The 18,512-nt window shown below is 31.8% G+C and carries 16 protein-coding genes; 9 read left to right on the top strand and 7 right to left on the bottom strand.

All coding sequences use genetic code 11. The annotated features are described in order from the left end of the window. Positions 1-78: 78 nt before the first annotated feature. From KPL51_RS00995 to KPL51_RS00985, 3 genes are read right to left on the bottom strand one after another with little or no spacing between them, the layout of a single operon-like run. The gene (locus KPL51_RS00995; RefSeq protein ID WP_216155967.1) at positions 79-1,053 is read right to left on the bottom strand and encodes an ABC transporter substrate-binding protein; all 975 of its coding nucleotides are present in this window, start codon (positions 1,051-1,053) and stop codon (positions 79-81) included. Beyond that, the gene (locus KPL51_RS00990) at positions 1,040-1,801 is read right to left on the bottom strand and encodes an ABC transporter ATP-binding protein (RefSeq protein WP_216155964.1); all 762 of its coding nucleotides are present in this window, start codon (positions 1,799-1,801) and stop codon (positions 1,040-1,042) included. Before KPL51_RS00990 ends, KPL51_RS00995 begins: the two co-directional genes overlap by 14 nt. A 1-nt stretch (position 1,802) precedes the next feature. After that, on the bottom strand, positions 1,803-2,552 hold the full coding sequence (locus tag KPL51_RS00985; protein ID WP_216155961.1) for an ABC transporter permease: 750 nt from the start codon (positions 2,550-2,552) through the stop codon (positions 1,803-1,805). Between the two features lie 426 nt (positions 2,553-2,978). On the opposite strand from KPL51_RS00985, the gene KPL51_RS00980 reads away from it, so the two are divergent. After that, entirely contained in the window at positions 2,979-3,203 is a 225-nt protein-coding gene (locus tag KPL51_RS00980) for a CsbD family protein (protein ID WP_216155958.1), read from the top strand. A gap of 152 nt (positions 3,204-3,355) precedes the next feature. Here KPL51_RS00980 and KPL51_RS00975 read toward each other — a convergent pair whose 3' ends face one another. Beyond that, positions 3,356-4,003 (bottom strand): hypothetical protein, encoded by a 648-nt coding sequence (locus KPL51_RS00975; RefSeq protein ID WP_216155955.1) that lies wholly within the window; start codon positions 4,001-4,003, stop codon positions 3,356-3,358. A 341-nt stretch (positions 4,004-4,344) separates the two neighbouring features. On the opposite strand from KPL51_RS00975, the gene KPL51_RS00970 reads away from it, so the two are divergent. The 6 genes from KPL51_RS00970 (at position 4,345) to KPL51_RS00945 (ending at position 12,043) form a co-directional block, all read left to right on the top strand. Next, complete coding sequence (locus tag KPL51_RS00970) at positions 4,345-5,388, top strand: phosphodiester glycosidase family protein (protein WP_216155953.1); 1,044 nt, start codon at positions 4,345-4,347, stop codon at positions 5,386-5,388. 455 nt (positions 5,389-5,843) lie between these two features. Continuing rightward, positions 5,844-7,619: an N-acetylmuramoyl-L-alanine amidase gene (locus KPL51_RS00965; RefSeq protein WP_216155951.1), complete on the top strand. Its 1,776-nt coding sequence runs from the start codon at positions 5,844-5,846 to the stop codon at positions 7,617-7,619. A gap of 379 nt (positions 7,620-7,998) precedes the next feature. Continuing rightward, complete coding sequence (locus tag KPL51_RS00960; protein ID WP_224853446.1) at positions 7,999-9,579, top strand: 4Fe-4S dicluster domain-containing protein; 1,581 nt, start codon at positions 7,999-8,001, stop codon at positions 9,577-9,579. A gap of 158 nt (positions 9,580-9,737) precedes the next feature. Beyond that, entirely contained in the window at positions 9,738-10,514 is a 777-nt protein-coding gene (locus KPL51_RS00955) for an EFR1 family ferrodoxin (RefSeq protein ID WP_216155948.1), read from the top strand. A 14-nt stretch (positions 10,515-10,528) separates the two neighbouring features. Further along, positions 10,529-10,957, top strand: a complete 429-nt coding sequence (locus tag KPL51_RS00950; protein WP_216155944.1) for a MarR family winged helix-turn-helix transcriptional regulator — start codon at positions 10,529-10,531, stop codon at positions 10,955-10,957. Positions 10,958-11,005: 48 nt separating this feature from the next. Continuing rightward, positions 11,006-12,043, top strand: a complete 1,038-nt coding sequence (locus tag KPL51_RS00945) for a DUF362 domain-containing protein (RefSeq protein ID WP_312888261.1) — start codon at positions 11,006-11,008, stop codon at positions 12,041-12,043. 89 nt (positions 12,044-12,132) lie between these two features. On the opposite strand, the gene KPL51_RS00940 is transcribed toward KPL51_RS00945, so the two are convergent. Beyond that, positions 12,133-13,530 (bottom strand): hypothetical protein, encoded by a 1,398-nt coding sequence (locus KPL51_RS00940; RefSeq protein ID WP_216155942.1) that lies wholly within the window; start codon positions 13,528-13,530, stop codon positions 12,133-12,135. Positions 13,531-13,660: 130 nt separating this feature from the next. Here KPL51_RS00940 and KPL51_RS00935 point away from each other — a divergent pair, with 130 nt between their 5' ends. Continuing rightward, positions 13,661-14,710 carry a DMT family transporter gene (locus tag KPL51_RS00935; RefSeq protein ID WP_216155939.1) on the top strand — a complete coding sequence of 350 codons (1,050 nt, stop codon included), beginning with the start codon at positions 13,661-13,663 and terminating at the stop codon, positions 14,708-14,710. A 70-nt stretch (positions 14,711-14,780) separates the two neighbouring features. Here KPL51_RS00935 and KPL51_RS00930 read toward each other — a convergent pair whose 3' ends face one another. Beyond that, the gene (locus KPL51_RS00930; RefSeq protein ID WP_216155936.1) at positions 14,781-15,806 is read right to left on the bottom strand and encodes a DUF3048 domain-containing protein; all 1,026 of its coding nucleotides are present in this window, start codon (positions 15,804-15,806) and stop codon (positions 14,781-14,783) included. Between the two features lie 308 nt (positions 15,807-16,114). Here KPL51_RS00930 and KPL51_RS00925 point away from each other — a divergent pair, with 308 nt between their 5' ends. Beyond that, entirely contained in the window at positions 16,115-17,278 is a 1,164-nt protein-coding gene (locus tag KPL51_RS00925; protein WP_216155933.1) for an AI-2E family transporter, read from the top strand. Between the two features lie 302 nt (positions 17,279-17,580). Here the strand turns inward: KPL51_RS00925 and KPL51_RS00920 are convergent, their stop codons facing one another. Beyond that, complete coding sequence (locus KPL51_RS00920) at positions 17,581-18,072, bottom strand: C40 family peptidase (protein ID WP_216155930.1); 492 nt, start codon at positions 18,070-18,072, stop codon at positions 17,581-17,583. Positions 18,073-18,512: the final 440 nt, after the last annotated feature.

Genomic DNA, 18,512 nt, shown 5'->3' with positions numbered 1-18,512 from the left:
TGCTGAAATATTTAAATATATTTCAGCAGTTTTTTCTGGTTTAATAACTAATTTAATGATATTTATTAGATAGTCGTATTATTTTAAATCAACTATTAAACTTTTAATATCAACAGTTTTAGTTAACATTCCATTTTGTTTTAGAAAATCTTGAGTTTTATTTAGTTCTGATATATCCTTTTGCGTTACTTTCGGATTGAAGTCATATAAGCCATACATACTCTTAACTTGATCTAATGTAAGCTTTGTCTCATCTGCAGTTAATTTATAAGTTTCATCTTTACTATCTTTCATAAATTGAAGGCTTTTTTCATGAACTGCAAGATACCGTTTTACTATGTTTGGATATTTTTCTATAAACTTTCCACTGGCTGCTATTACAATTGTTGCATCTAAAATTCCTTCACCAGTTGTAAGTATTCGTGCACCATTTTTCTCAGCATTTGCTACTGAGGGACCGGCCACAAGAGCTGCATCTACTTTTCCAGCTAGAAGAGCGGATACACTAGCGGGTATTGCCATATTACTGAACTGCACATCATCCGCTTTTAGATTCTCTTTTGTAATGGCACCAAGAAGTAGCTGATGAAGTATTGTTCCCTTAGGACCAACTACTTTTTTACCTTTAAGATCTTTTATAGATTTTATAGCTGGGTCCTTTACCATTATAGTAAAGGCTTTTGGAGCTCTGCTGTAGATACCAATAATTTTAATATCAACCCCATTGGCACCCGCAAGAATCACTGAAGTTGCACCAATGGCATTGCAAAATTGGAGGGACCCTGCAGCTAGTGCTTCTGTCATCTTAGAACCTTCTGTTATTTCTGGATATTTGATACTAATACCATCTTTAGAAAATTCATTTTCAAAAAGCTGCTTTTTCTTTTCAATTATAGATGGTACATTTAGAGGCGCTTTTACATAGGAAATATTAAGAACCTTAGGGCTTTCTACTTTTGATACATTTTCTACTTTTTTTGCTGCACATCCAGAAAAAGATGTTAAAACAATTAGAGCACTTACAATAATACTTGTTTTTTTATAAAAATTCATGTTGTTCCTCCTCTAGGAATTTATTAAGAATATTTAGAACTTGGTTTTTATGGTGAAAAAATTCAAGACTGCTAGTGTCTCTGTAATAATCCATACTAACAGGTATTTCTTTTATTATACTGCCTCTATCCATTACAACAATTTTTTGACCTAAGCAAATGGCTTCCTCGATGTCGTGAGTTACAAATATGATGGTTTTACCACATTTTAAAAAGATATTTATTAATTCATTTTGAAGTTTTTTTCTGTTAAATGCATCAAGTGCTCCTAAGGGCTCATCCATAAGTATTATTTGTGGCTCATAACATAACGTTCTTCCAAGAGAAGTTCTTTGAGCCATGCCTCCTGAAATTTGGGAAGGATAGGCTTTTCTAAAATTATAAAGACCAAGTAGTTTTAAATAGGTTGATACCTTTTGAGATACATTGTTTTTATCCTTACAGTTTATAAGAGAAAAAGCCATGTTTTCTTCCACAGTGAGCCAGGGCATAAGTCTAGGTTCTTGAAATACTATAGATATCCTATTGTTATCACTATTATTTGTATGGGTATAATCAATAGTGCCGCAAGTCTTATCCTCAAGACCGCAGAGTAATTTTAATAGCGTTGTCTTGCCACAACCGCTTTTGCCAACTATTGTTACAAAACTTCCATCTGGAATAGTTAAATTAATATTATTTAGTGCATGAATTTTTTTACTTTCGATTTCATATATCTTGGACAAATTTTTTATTATTAAGCCAGCCATATTAAATTTCCTTTCCCTCTGAACTCATGATATTTTTTGTTGTTTTAATAAAAAAATAATCAATGAAATAACCTAAAATTCCTATGGATAGTATACCAACAATAACAATATCCGGTCTTGATAACTGCTCCGCATCTATTATCATGTATCCAATTCCAGATGATGCTGCTATAAGCTCAGCCCCCATTAAAGATCTCCAGCTATAGCCAAGGCCAAGTTGTATACCCGTTATTATAGATGGAATTGCTTGAGGTAATATGATTCTGAAAAATTTATCCCTTTCGCTAAAGTGAAAGATTTCTCCAACCTCAAGAAGTTTTTTATCATAGTTTGTAATGCCATTTAAGGTGTTTGAGAAAATAGGGAAAAATGTTGCTAAAAAGATAACAACAAATTTTGAAGATTCACCTATGCCGAGCCATAATATTAATATTGGTATCATGGCAATAGGAGGTATATGCCTCATAAATTCAAGAAAAGGCTCTAAATAAGGCATTACCTTTGGCTTACTTCCTAAAAATATTGCAAATGGAAAAGCAAAGGCGAAAGTTATTGTAAACCCACCAATAACCCTTGCAAAGCTTACCATTAAATTTTTTAGCAGTGCACCGGATTTAAGCAGTTCATAAGCCGTAGCTAGAACTATTTTGGGGGATGGAATTATATAGCTATTAAATAAATGTAACTTATCTACGATAATCCATACTATTATTATGACTAATGGGATAATCAAACCTTTTATTCTTTTCATATATATCCTTTCTGCATCGTACATATATAATATGTAAATAAAAAAAGCTCTCCAAATGGAAAGCACAATATAACAAAACCTGCGTAGTCTGCATATTTTCTTTCCTAACAGATCAGAAGGAGTCTTTTCTGTTAGGGCTATTTTATTATATTCAAATAAAAAAAATATCTTTAATTATCTGATTTACATAAGTTGTATTAATTAATATTTTACCATACTTATATTGCTACAGCTAATTATGTTTATATTATTTATTAAAAGTGATTTAAATCAAAATATTCTGATAAATATGAGAAAATGGTTGAAATTTGAGTATAATAGTGGTATTGTATAAACATATTACAATAGATTCATAATAAAACACAATTGGATTTATTAATGTAATAAGAAAACTGAAGTTTGAAAAAAATAAAATGGAGGTGCGATATGACAGATTCAAATAATAAATTTGAAAATACTAAGGATAAGGTTGTGGGAAAAACTAAGGAGGCTGTTGGAAAGGCCACCGGTAATCAGGAGACAGAACTTAAAGGTAAGCTTCAATACCAAAATGGTGTCGTAAATGACAAAGTTGATGGCATTAAGGAAAAGGTTGCAGGAAAAATAAATGATGCTTTAGATGAAAGTGAAGAGGACGAAGGTAACTATTAGTTTTTCTTTGAGATAAAGACTTCTAATAGATAAGAATATATGAAAAGAACAACTAACCTATTTTAAACTAGTTTAGTTGTTCTTTTTTGTTACATAGGCAATATCCTATTTTACATAATAGTTAAATATATAGGATAGACTATTATATAACTTTAGTTGAAATATGCTAGCCTAATTATATCTTTTGAACGTCTTTTGTTCCAAAGTAAATCTAAATTTATCTCTTGGCGCCCACCATAGCTGGAAACGATAATATATGGTAAATTATCTTTTAAATTTAGCTTTAGTCCAGTGATAGTCATCCAGTGCCAAGTATATTCTTTAAATTCTTTTAGGGAATGTTTAAGAACTAGGATGGCAACAGGAAGTTTTTGAGATAGTGCCTGCGCAATAAAATTTATAGCATCTTGAATACTAGTAGCACTATCAGCTAGAATATGAGAAGATAAAGATACTCCTCTATCACTAGAAAAAGCTAAAACACTATCTGAAAACTTATCCACAGAGGTAAGTCCAAAGAGCCCTGGTTTTACATATTTTCGAATTTCAACCATATGCATAGTAAAATCCTTCTTACTAATAATGCCTTTATAAGGGTATAGTGTATTATATCTATCCGTAAAGTTTTGGGATAAATATGCAGTTATATTAGCTGCAGCAACAGGGCCACAACCGCTAAGATTATGAAATTTCTTTGGGAACCAATTCTGACTGCCACCATAATATGAAATTTCTGAGTCATATATATTAAATTGAATTTCTTCAAGGTTATTATAGTTAGGTATAATGATACTTTCCACAATTATCACCCCTTATATAATTTTTAAAAAGTTTCCCATGAAATTGCAATAATTAAGATTTATTTTAGTTATTATCTAATATACTATAATTTTTAAGAGGTGTAAACAAGGTAAATATGGCATGACAATAGGACAAAGTTTAAACGGTTATAATATATTGTATTCTTAACTAATTAAAAAGTAGCTTTTAAGAAATATATAATATACTTGGATTATATAAAAGCATGGTATAATATAATAGGTATAGGATAAATTACCTTTAGATTTCACAAGCGGTTAGCTTTATGTTTTAGTATATTAAATTAATGCTGAATTAGAGATTAATAAAAAGGATGGGAAACATGATTAAAACAAAAAAGAGTGGTGAAAGTAAAAAAAACAGTGAAAGTAAAAAAAACAGGAAAAGCAAAAAACATATAAGCACACTGATTTTATTGTTTATATTATTTGAAATTGCTTTCACAGCCATTACAGGGCCGTTTGTGCTCTATTATGGTCCCTTTAAGAATGCAAAGACTACAGTAGTAGGTGCGGCCATGACTACTCTTACACTGCAATGGTTAGCAACATCATTTATATCTGATGCTAAAATAAAACAAATTATGAGTGAACAAAAGGTAGATGATATAGTTCAAGATAATTTAAAATCTGAGATAAAGATAAAAAACAAAAATGATAAAGGTATTGAAAGGTATGATATAAAAGGGAGAAAATTTAAAGGGTATCTATTAATAATCAATGATCCAACTAGGATAAAAGTAGGCTATAGCAGTAAAATTGGCAAAGAGGGCGAGCTCACTAGTGATATTGCAAAAGCTAATAATGCTATTGCGGCTATTAATGGTGGTGGGTTTACAGATAAAACTGCTGAATCACTTTGGACAGGGACTGGAGCAAATCCAGCGGGGATTATAATGTCTAATGGAAAAATTGTTTATGATGGTATAAAGGATGAAAATCAAAAGAGACAATCTGTAGCATTAACTAAAGTGGGTAAATTGCTAGTTGGGCCTTATACTATTAAAGAAATGAAAAGTCTTGGAGTAACTGAAGCGGTATCATTTGGACCAGCTATGATAGTTGATGGAAAAAAAGCTATAAATACAGGTGATGGTGGATGGGGCATAGCACCTAGAACGTGTATTGCCCAGAGGAAAGATGGAGCAATAATATTTTTAGTTATTGACGGTAGACAGTTAAGTAGTATAGGCGCCACGTTAAGAGAGGCTCAAGATGTATTGTATGACTATGGTGCTTATAATGCTGTTAATTTAGATGGGGGTTCTTCTTCTACATTGGTTTATGACGATGAAATTCTAAACAATCCTTGTGATAATTTGGGAGAGAGAGCCGTAGCATCAATCATATACGCAGAGAGAAGGTAACAAAAGAGCTAAAACCAATCGGTCTTAGCTCTTTTGTTATAATTTCCTTTAATACTATTTATTCAGAATTATAAGCTAAATTTAATTCGCTTAATACCCACAATTATTAAAATCCCAACTAATGAACCATATTTAGTCAAAATTCGATTTGACACCTTTAAAACTATAGCATAAATTAAACCTTTTTGCAAAATTTACAAGATTTTAGAAATAGTAGGTAGTTATTTGTAAGTATCTCGATAGGATAGTTATAACTTGGAAAAAAAATTTAATTTATTGTATTTTAATGCAACTTTTAAAAAAATTAAAAGAATTGAAAAAATCATAGAGATGAAGACAAAAGTATAGTATACTTAACTCAGAATTAATACCACAAATTACAATGATATTTAAAATTATACAATCAATAGTATAATTAGTTAAATATGAAAACTATGGGGGTCTAGGAGGGCTATATGAAAAATATCTTTAAAGCATTTATAATTATGATTTTATCTTTTGCATTATGTATACCTATGCAAATAATAGTTAAGGCTACTACGTATACAGATATGGGAGATAAAGAAAATGTGGTAGTTAGTAAACCTTGGACAGTGAGTTTTAATAAATCACTGAGTTCTACCACTGTTAATACCACAAACATTAAGGTGGTTGGCGGGGATAATAAAAACATCGACATTAATGTTAAGTTAGCTAATAATAATAAGAATGTAATAGTAAGTCCCGCAAAAGAGTATGATGCCGATACGGCATATACATTGATAGTGACAAATGCAGTTAAGTCTGCAGATGGGAAGCCTCTTCCTAAAGAAGTTAGAATGAATTTTAATACTGAAAGTGCAGTTACAAAGCCAAGTGACTTCACAGTATGTATTGACCCGGCTCAGTACTATACAGAAAACACTGGTAAAAATGGTGCAGAGGCTAAGGATATAAATTTAAGCACAGCATTAAAACTAGGTAATATACTAAAAACTAGAGGATTTAAAGTAATATATACTAGAGATAGCGATGCAGTAACTTGGGACAAGCTTAATGAGGATGATGCAAAAGCTACAATAGCTAAAAATGCAAAGGCTGATGTATTCTTAAGTATAAATACTAATTCATATTCTTCGGATACAGCAAATGGTATTGAAACATATTACCTATCTGATGCTAGCAATAATAATAAGGTATTAGCTGGGCTAATGCAAACGGAATTAATAAAAGCAACAGAAGCCAGCGATAGGGGAATAAAAGCAGCAAGTAATGAAGAAAATTTGCAAATATTAAAAAAGACAAGTTGCCCTGCTGTAGTTTTGGAATTGGGATTCTTAAGCAATCCACAAGAAGAGACATTATTAACTAGTGAAAAGTATCAAAATAATGCTGCAAAGGCAATAGCTAATGGGTTAATGAATTATGCTGGGTTTGCCAATACAGATACTAGTTACGACTCGATTTTTGAAATATCCTCAGTGGCTGATATAATAGTTAATTCAGAGGTAGGAAATATTTACACCTTCCCTAAAACAGTCCAGGCTACTATGAGTAATAACGTTAAAAAGGCTGTTGCAGTAGAATGGCTTCAAGATTCAGTTTCTTTAACAAAGGCAGGCACTTATACCTATGAAGGAATTATAAAAAATTATGATGAGAAAATTAATGTTACGATTAATGTAAAAGTACCAGCTATAAAGAAATACAAAATAGTTTTAGATCCAGGTCATGGAGGAAAGGATTCAGGGGCAGTAGGACCAAGAGGTGCTCAAGAAAAGGCTATAGTATTGGCAATTTCTTTAAAAGTAGGAAATATATTAGCTAAGAATGGTGTTGAAGTAACATACACAAGAACAATTGATAAAACCCAAAGTCTCCAAGCAAAATGTGATGTTTCAAATAATGCAAAACCAGATTATTTTGTAAGTATTCACGCAAATAGCTTTATTTCAACAGTTAGCGGTATCGAGACTTTTTATAAGAGTGGCAGTGCAGCTGGACAAAAGTTGGCTAACGCTGTTCAAACTGAATTAATTAAGGCAACTGGAAGAGTAGATAGGAAGGTTAAAACTGCAGGGTTTTATGTATTAAATAATACAAATGCTACTGCCATATTAGTAGAAACATCCTTTATTTCTAATCCAACAGAAGAGAAGCTTTTAGTTACACATGCATATCAAATAACAGTGGCCAAAGCAATTTCAACAGGGATTCTTAAGACCTTAGGAATAACTAAAATAGTATATTAATGCTATTTAGCATTTTAGTAGAAGAGGAAAGAGCAGAATATAGAAATATATTCTGCTCTTTCCTCTATTGGTACTTATGGGTCCCACTTGCTCATTTGTCAAGATAGTGATATTATTTTAACATAGTTAAATTTTTTTAGAAGTGATACATATATTGAAACCTTAACCGTATAACCGTATGTAGTGGTAGTATCTGTTTCTTTAAAAAGTACTATGATGTAACTTATGGGATTCCCAAAATGATTGAAGAAAACAAATTAGATAATGATGTTGAAGTTAAAGCATATTTTTGTCACGTAAATGCGCAAAAGGGGTATCTGTAAAAATTAATTGGAGCTCTGCATTTTCAGTTAATAAAATGATGTTAGTAGCTTTTTAAATGAATATAATCTCGATGATAGGCAGTAAATATCTTTTACTATTTTTAAAAACTGAAAAAGATATTTACACCTTAACACCAATAATAGGAGAAGTGATAAATTTGAAGGTTTTTGATAATGATATACAACTTATAAAATATGAGGTATTAAGAGAGATAGTTAAACTTACTATTAAAGGAACTCTAAAAAAAGAAGGTAAAAATTTATTTAAGGTTCTTATTCCAGGACCTAAAGCAAGAACCCGTTGTTGTATTCATAAAGAAAGAGCAATTATAGGGGAAAGAATAAAAATTGTAATGGGCGGAGATAAGAAGAATAAAAATGTTGTGCAAGTAATAAATATTGCTTGTGATGAGTGTCCTATACAACGATTTACGGTTACTGAAGCTTGTAGAGGTTGTCTTACACATAAATGTGTACAAGTATGCCCTGTTGGCGCAATTCATTCTATAAATAGGCGATCTTACATTGATACTAATAAATGTGTTGAATGTGGTAAATGTAGAGATGTTTGTCCATACAACGCAATTTCGGATGTTAAGAGGCCTTGTATTAGAGCATGTAATGCAGGTGCTTTAAGTATTGATGAAGATAAAAAAGCAGTAATAGATGATGAAAAATGTATACAATGTGGTGCTTGTGTTTATCAGTGCCCTTTCGGTGCAATTATGGATAAATCCTCAGTAGTAAGTATTACTAAGCTTTTAGTAGAAGCAAAAGAAGATGAAAATAAACATGTGTATGCTGTGGTTGCACCTGCAATCTCTAGTCAATTTACCTATGTGAAGCTTGGTCAAGTAGTTTCGGGTATAAAACAAATGGGATTTAAAGATGTCATAGAAGTAGCTCTGGGTGCAGATATGGTAGCACATAATGAAACAAGTGAGTTTTTAGAAAATATTGATGAACTCAAAGCTATGACAAGCTCTTGTTGCCCAGCTTTTGTATCTTACATTAAGAAACATTACCCAGAACTCGGTAAATATGTTTCAAGTACAGTGTCACCAATGATAGCAATTTCTAAGCTAATTAAAAACACAGATCCACTAGCTAAAGTTGTATTTATAGGACCTTGTACGGCTAAAAAAATGGAAATAAAGCAAGTGGATATAAAAGGAATTACTGATTATGCAATGACTTTTGAAGAGCTTCAGGCAATGTTTGATGCTTTCGATATAGATCTTGAAGGGTGCGAAGAACTTCCCCTAAATAATGCTTCTTTTTATGGAAGGATTTTTGCTAGATCAGGAGGTCTTACGGAAGCAGTAAAACACTTAGTGGAATCTTCTGAAAATACTTCAGTTGAGTTTACACCTATAAGTTGTGATGGCCTTATTGAATGTGATAAAGCTCTGAAATTATTAAAATTCAACAGATTAAATGGTAATTTTATAGAAGGAATGGCTTGTAGTGGTGGATGTATAGGTGGACCAGCGTCCCTTAATCATGGTCCAAAAGATAAAAAAGAAGTAGATAAATATGGAAAGCTAGCCTTGGAACAAGAGATTAAGGGATCACTTAAAGTAATAAAAATAGAGGAAATTGATCTACATCGAGGTAAAGATTTCATGACTAAATAACAAATTAAAATATAACATCTGCTTAAAAGCGGGTGTTATATTTTTTTTCATAGTCACTTGACAGTGATAATAATTTACAATAGTATTATATATAATGGAATAGTTCCATGTGGAACTATTTTTTAGAAAAATAATATTGAGTATAGGGGTGTTTTTCTATGAAAACAACAATTTACTATTTTAGTGGTACAGGGAATTCTTTAAAGGTAGCAAAGGATATAGCGGCCGGATTAAAAGATACAGAAGTTGTACAAATTTGTAGGGATAATATGGAGATTAATAAAACAACCAGTAAAAAAATTGGAATCGTTTTTCCAGTATATTCTTTTGGAATGCCACGTTTAGTTAAAGAGTTTATTGAAAGTGCTGAAATCGCAAAAGATGCATATGTTTTTACAATTGTCACATTTGGTGCAGCAGCGGGTGCTTCTATTGTCCAATTAGAAAAGTTGTTAACTTATAAGGGTCTTAAGCTTTCAGCAGCATTTAAAGTGAAGATGCCAGGAAATTATCAAGTAATGTATGCACCTTACTCAGAGGAAAAACAAAAGAAGGACTTTAAAAATGAAGAAGAAAAAATCACTGGAATTGTTAGAAGCATAAATAATAATGAAATAGTTAATTTTAGTGGAGTAGGCGAAAGCATAACGAAGGCATTTGGTGCTGTGATTTACTCTAGTTTTAAGCCTTATGAAAAAGATGAAAATTTTTGGACTGATGATAAATGTAATGGTTGTGGTATATGTTTAAAGGTGTGTCCTGCTAATAATATAAAAATGAATGAGGGCAAACCTCAGTGGCAACATAAATGTGAGCAATGCGTTGCATGTATGCAGTGGTGTCCACAGAAATCAATTCAATATAAAAAGGTAACAGTAAAAAGAGGCCGTTATCATCATCCGGATGTGGTGGCAAAAGAGTTATTTCATAAGTAGAAGGAAGTGCTATTATGTGTTATACAGGCGGTTGTGCAGAAAAACTGATCTCACTATTTAAATCTATTCAGGGGTGCTTAAAATCTATTTCAAAAGAATTTGAACTATCAGTTCCAGAAATGATGATAATGCTTGAACTATATGAAAATAAAACTCTGTCTTTAAATGAAGTTAGTGAAAAAATAGAGATTCCTAAAAGTTCAGTTTCAAGGATAGTAGATGGACTTGTAAATAGAGAATATGTGTCCCGGGAAATACCGGTTGAAAATAGAAGAATGGTTAATTTATCTATATCTAATAAATGCTTAAAGTGTATTGATGTAGCTTGCATTAATGATAGATTTGAAGATGTAGTTGTTGGGGGACTGGAACCCTCAAAAGCCGAGAAAATGATCTTAGGATTAGAGGAACTTAGCTCAATTTTAAACAAAGATAGGAAATGAAAATTGAATTATTAGTAAAAAAATTAAAGTATAGAGAGGTAGGTTTTCGTGGTGAATAAGGTATATTTTAAAGCTATAGATTCATACTCCAAAACAGAAGAGATAAGTGGCACTGCAAGAGAACTTTTAAAAAAGCTTGTAGAAGAAGAAAGTTTAAATCTCGAAAAGTTTATACCCCTTAAAGTTCATTTTGGAGAGAAAGGAAATAAAACATTTATAGGATCTAAAAATTTTGCTGGAATAATAAATTATTTAAAAGAAAAAAACATAGATAGCGCATATATAGAGACTAATGTTCTCTATAGAGGAGAAAGAACTACAAAAGAAAAGCATTTGAAGCTTGCACGAGAACATGGATTTACAGAGATTCCTATAATAATAGCGGATGGAGAACATGGCGAAGCTTTTGAAGAAGTTGAGATTAATAAAAAGAATTTTAATAAGTGTAAAATAGGAAAAGAAATTGCTAATAAAAAACAACTCATTGTTATAAGCCATTTTAAAGGACATGCACTTGCTGGGTTTGGTGGTGCTATAAAGCAACTGGCAATGGGCTGTGCATCAAGAGGTGGAAAACTTGCACAACATGCAAACTCAATACCTAAGATAAGCTCGTTTAAGTGCAAAGCTTGCAATGCCTGTGCAAAAACATGTCCAGAGAATGCAATAACTGTGGATAAAAAAGCAAAGATAGATAAGGGCATTTGTATTGGTTGTGCTTCATGTATGACAGTATGTCCTTATAATGCTATCTCCAACAGTTGGTTTGCATCAGTTTCTAGGTCCTTTAATGAACGGCTTGCAGAATATGCTTATGCCGCTGCATTGGGTAAGAATAATATTTATATAACTTTCGCTTTTAATATAACTAGAAACTGTGATTGTGACGGACATAATATGAAGCCAATAGTAAAGGATGTTGGGGTTTTCGCTTCAACTGATCCCGTAGCCATTGATAAAGCTTGCCTTGATGTGCTCCATAAAAATAATGGTAAAACTATATTTAGAAGAGGCCGAGCTACTCTTGATTATGCAGAGAAAATAGGTTTAGGAAGTAAACAATATGAACTTGTTGAAATAAAGTAGAAAATAACAATACAGATAAGGCTGTGTAAAAATAGATATACTTTCTATTTCGACACAGCCATCTTTTTTATCTTTATCTACACAATAAACTAAAGAATAAATATAGCCACTAAAGTAGTAACTACAAGCCCTATAGCTACAGGCTTAATATTTTTCTTAGCTAGTTCAAAGGCATCTACACCACAAATAGCAGCGACTGGTATTACTGCCCAAGGAATTATTGTTCCACCACCTACCCATATTCCGGCTATTTGACCTAATGCTGTAAGCGTTGCGACACCTCCACCTAAAGCTGCTGAAAAGATCTTAGAGATTGAACCAACTAAGGATATACCAGAGAAACCTGAACCATCTAGTCCAGTAATTGCACCCACTACTGTAACTGTGCTGGCTGCAACAGCTGAGTTCATGGGAACTAAGCTTGAAAGCGCAACACCTAAGTCGTTGACAATCCCATTGGAGTTTTGGGGAAGTATTTTTCCAAAGATATCATTGATAGCTGAGTCTCCTAAATAGAAGAAAGCAGCTATAGGAATAACAATACCAAATATTTTAAATCCAAATTGGAGACCTTTAACAAGATTATCTGTGATTTTATCTAAAGAGCGCCACTTATAGGTTAATATTGAAACCAAACTTAATATGAATATAGCTGTACCTCCAATAAGGGCTGTAGCATCTCCACCTTGAAGTTTTGCAGTGTACATTATATAAATATCTAGTGTGAAAAGAATTAGTATTAATAATGCTAAAATTCTTCGAAGTTTTTTTGAACTAATAAGCATGGTATCGGATGAATCGTTATTTGTTTCTTCGATTTTAGAATTGCTTAATAGCGATCCTAATTTAATATCTTTCCTAAGAAAATAAAATGCTGCAGTGGTTGTAACTATGCCCATTGTTATTACTAGTGGAATGCTTGCAGATATAACACTAGCAATTGGGATTCCAGCACCACCTGCAGTAAGTTTAGGAGCAGCTTGAATTATATAATCACTTGATAGAGCTATGCCGTGTCCGAATAAGTTCATTGAAATGGCCACACCCATTGCTGGTAATCCGGCTTTTATAGCAATAGGTAAAAATAAGGCTCCCACAAGAGCTACGGCTGGTGATGGCCAGAAAAACCAAGATAAAACCATCATAACAAGTCCGATAACCCAATAAGCAACCCAATAATTCTTAATGACACCTTTAAAAGGAGAGACTATTTCGTCATTTATGCCAGAAGCTATAAGGGTTTTGCTCATAGCAGTTATGATGGATATTATGAAGATAGTAGGCATTAGCTCTTTTGTTGCGTAAACAAAGCTATTAAACACTCCCATGGTAGATTTAGATATTGAACCTGTACCTGCAAGGCCTAGGATAAAGATTCCCAATATACATATAAGTGTTATATCCTTCTTCTTGGCCATAGCAATTATTATGATAATAATAAAGGCAAGGTATATATAGTGTATAGGCGTTAGTATTAAACTAATCATGTTTTCCTCCGATTAGAATTATTATAATATTAGGTTATGGGGGAAATACATACTTGGTTACTTTATATTAGTTAAGTAAATAGTGCATAAGTTAAGAAAAAAGCATATAATAAAGTGGGCTTATCAACTAATGCTTATTCAGGGGGGATTTAATATAAAACATATAAAGGGATATTTAATGATTGCGCTAGCAGGAATTCTATGGGGAACTGTAGGACTGTTTGGAAAATTATTTTTTACTTATAATTTTGATTCAAAACTTGTGGTGTTTTGTAGACTAGTTGTAGGATTCATTATAATGTTTATATTTATTTGGTTTAAAGATAAAAAGTTATTAAGATTTGACAAAAGGGGATTGAAGTATACTGCACTAATTGGATTTTTTACGCAAGCACTTTTTAATCTACTGTATTTTGAGACAATAAAAAGGACTACTATATCAACAGCAGTTATTCTATTATATACAGCACCTATTTTTTTAATAATTATGGGCAGGGTATTTTATAGTGAAGTACTATCTCCAATTAAGATTTCTGCACTTGTTTTATGTATTGTAGGTTGTTTTTTAACTGTTACCGGAGGCTCACTGGATACTCTAAACATAAACTCAGTAGGCGTTCTAATGGGAATAGGTGCAGGTTTCACTTATGCACTAGTTACAATTATAAGTAAGGCGATTATAAATGATTATCATCCATTGACCATAATTTTATACAGTTTTCTGTTTGGATGGATATTTTTAGTGCCGTTTTCTAATCCCATGAATTTGTTGTATGTAAAATATAGTTTACCTATAGTAGCATGTATTGTAGGACTTGGGTTAATTCCAACAGTACTTGCATATATTTTGTATATTACTGGTTTATCTTATGGAGTTGAGGCATCCAAGGCTGGTATCATAAGCTCACTTGAGATTGTTGTTTCTGTTATTGTTTCTTTTTTGTTTTTTAAAGAAGTAATTCTAGGTGTTAAACTATTGGGGATTATAATGACTCTAGGCTCTATTTTCATAATTAGGTTTGATAAACATGTATTGATTTTGGATAGTGAACAAGTTAATATAGATGAAAAGCTAGACTATATAGGTGATCGTATTGAAGAGTTAATGGAACTTCCAGAAATAATAGAGGGATTTGTAGAGAAAGAAAATGACAGTATTTGCGAATTGAAAACTCTTTAAATTTTATACTGAAAAAGACTGGTGATTATTCATCAGTCTTTTCTTGAAATGATTTAATAATATCTATAAATTATTTAATATCTACGATTGTACTCTTATCTATAACGTTCCACCAAGTCTTACCAGGGTTTAAGGGCAAAGCATTACCATCCTCATCAGTTAGAAGTGTTTGTGAGGTTGGATTTTTCTTTGACCAGTGCATTTTAACAAACTTACCATTGCTAATAACATAACCATCACCTGTGCCAATAAGAGAAATGTCTAAATGAATTCCATCCTTTTGTGTTTTAATGGAAGTAATCTGAACCACTATATTTTTGAAGGCTAGGGGAAGTTTATCTTCGTTATTTGTAGAAGATTTCCCATCCATACTTTTAAGGTAAACCCCATCTTTATAGCTGTAACTAGTATTGTAATACTTGTTCATTTTTAAAAGGATAGAAGAGGCTTTGTCAAGCTTCTCGTCATTCCAATAGCTTTTGTCAAATTTCAATTTTACAGTAGGATCTTTTGCATAACCTTTTGTTTTAACAAGCTCTCTTAATTTACCAGTTGAACTATAGAGGTTATGAGGAGCTTTTCGAATTGTATCTCTCCAATAAGTAGAAGCATAGGTCATTTCATTCATACTCATTAAATTTTCATTGCTTATATCATCAAGTGCTTCTTGGCTACCCCCACAATGAGCAAAGGGAAGGTTATATTCTTTAGAAATATCTAAGAAATAAGATCTGGCGCTTCTAATTGGTCCCACTTTTTTACTATCACCACTTTGAAATAATGCGATGAATCTAGGAATGCCACCTTCGGCCATGGTTTCATAAACTATATCAGCAGCATTTAGTCCTGATTGAGGTCTAGCAGTTTCAGAGTTTTCAACTATGGCAAGTACAGCAATATTATTTAAGATTTCTTTATTTACTTCCTCACCGGTATAGGGAGAAAAGTATTTTTGCTGAGTCTTTACAGGGACTTCTGTTTTTGCAGGAATTGATGGGCTAGGAGTAGAAATGGGTTCAGCTTTTTTTGTACAGCCCACCGAAATAAAGCAGGTTGAAATAATTATACATAATAATAGTTTGAATTTATTTTTCAAATGTAACATCTCCTTTAAAAACTTGAAAATATCCTAATATACTTACTCTATTTTAATCTATTCCTATTAGGGTGTATATAGTATTTTATTGTGATTAAAAATACATATATAAACAACGATTAATCTATTTTTTGTGGTAGGCTAAGTGATCAGGTAATGATATAATAGATAAAGTAACAAGTAAATGACGTCTATTTACAAATTATGAGTTGATGGTGTTAACTTTGTAAACTTGATTTAGAGTGATAAGTTAAGTTAATTACTCTAAATATGGGTTGGTAGTAACATAGCTTGGGAGGTATGCCAAAATGAGAATAGATAAAAAATTATTAAAATACTGTTTATATGCTACGGGTACCGTGCTTCTAATTTATATGGGTATAATAATTTTAAATAATATAGGGGATATATTTTCTTTAATATCAAGTATAATAGGGAAGATTATTGGACTAGTGAAACCGCTCCTTATGGCATTAGTAATTGTATATTTATTAAAGCCAGGTGTACAAAGTATTGCAAATTTCTTAGAGAAGAAAAAAATATTTAAAAAAGCATCTAACAGAAGAGTAGTTGGAATTCTAGGAGTGTACGCTCTGGTAATTGCTATTTTTATAGCTATTATTAGTGGAATATATATTATGGTTGGAGGAAAACTTTCTAATAATATAACTATAACTAATATGACAGAATATCTAACTAATTATTTAAAGAATTCTACATTGTCAGCTAGCGCTATTAGTGAAAAATTGCAAAGCTTAAATATACTAGGTGGCAATTTAAATGAAAAGATTGCTCAAATTGTAAGCTATGTGCAGACATATTTTTCTGCAAGTATTGGGGAAATGACAAATTCTATTGTATCTATAGGGGGCAATATAGCGTCATTTTTAATAGCTATAGTATTAAGCATTTATTTAATGCAGGATTCTGAGTATTTTATAGATTTATGGAATAAAATTTTTAATCTTATATTTGGGAAAAGTAAAACAGGAAGTAAGTTAAAGGAAGTACTATGTATTATAGATCAAACATTTTATAAATATATAAGAGGTCAATTACTAGAAGCTTTCTTTGTTGGAGTTTTATCCGCCACTGTACTATATTTTATTGGAATAGATTATGCTGTGATAATAGGAATTATTGCAGGCATCTGTAATATGATACCCTATATTGGGCCTATTGTTGGAACCATTCTTGCAGTAATTATGGCTCTATTAAGTGGACAACCTATTACAGCAGTGTGGGCAACTATTGGAATGGTTGTAGTTCAACAAGTTGATAATAATTTGTTAGCACCCAAAATTGTTGGAGAGAGTGTGGGATTACACCCAGTATTTACTATGCTTGCTATTATTATGGGCGGAAGTTTAGGTGGGCTTATAGGGATGCTGGTAGCTGTTCCTGTTGCTGCGTCTTTGAAGATATTACTAAGTAAGTGGTATGCTGCTCACAATGAACAAGAGGCTAATTAATCATATAATCAAATGAATTTCTGGTTGAAATTAGAGGGCATTCTCATATCTAGATATGAGAATGCCCTCTAATTTATGATTATCCTTAATGCATTGAAGCGAGTTTTAGAACTTCTTATTTTATTTTTAATTAATCTACGCTCAGAAAAATATATGATTGAGCGCTAGCGAATTTATATATTACGACAGCGAGTTTATATTTTTTAGCAGATTAATTAAAAATAAAATTAGTAGTTCTTAGCGGAGTGAATTCATTAGTCGTATTGCAATACGCGTAATATATACTTTTTTTCTTTTTTTTATTATATTAATCTTCTTGCTGTATTATAATTTGGCATATGTTTTAGTTCTAAAATTTTCACAGAGGATCCTGGTTTAGGAGAGTGTATAAATTTTCCATCGCCAATATACATGCCAACATGGCTTATTGCGGCTCCAAAGAACACTAAATCTCCTACCTTTAAGTTTGATTTACTAACAACGATACCTTTTGTTGTTTGATCGTTAGCGGTACGTGGTAGTTTTATATTAAAATGATTAAAAATATGCATAGTAAAACCAGAGCAGTCAAAACCAGATGTGGTAGTTCCACCACGTTTATAGGGTGTACCAATGAGCGTTTTTGCGTAGGCTGAAATACTAGCCCCTGTAAGTTTTGTTGTTTTTGAAGCTAAATTAATACTACTTGCACCAAATATTGGTTCCTTAGCTTGAACATTTGTAGTTCTAATACTTAGTGAACCTGCAAGTAATAAAGCAAGTGCAAATGATGTTAAACTTTCAAATTTTTTCATCCGTGTCCCCCTTATTAACGACTTGTAAACGTTCCCCAATATACTATTCTACATAAATATGGAATTTCCTCCTAAAAAATATATTAATCTTAAAAAAGTTATGAGGCTCCTAAGATTAGCAAAATGGAATACAGAGAAAATGAGTAATTTTGTGAGGATTTATAAGCTAAGATGGCTAATATTTATAAGCAATGCATTTTGTAAACAACTATTTTTTTGATATCAGTGCTATAATAAGGAAATACTACTTCGAAATATTTCCTTAAGAATTTTTAATGGAAAAGTAAATAATATTAAAAATAAGGGGGTGAACAAACACACCCTATGAGATTATAAAGTCGTATTAGGGCAAGTAGAAATATTAAAATTAAATTTGAGGTAGTGCTAAAAGTATAATAAATGTTTTAAAAATATTTTTAAAAAATATCAGGGGGTAACCA

The sequence above is a fragment of the Clostridium bowmanii genome (assembly GCF_018861315.1).
GTDB classification, from domain to species: Bacteria; Bacillota; Clostridia; order Clostridiales; family Clostridiaceae; genus Clostridium_AD; species Clostridium_AD bowmanii.
This window is presented reverse-complemented; position numbering and strand designations above follow the sequence as displayed.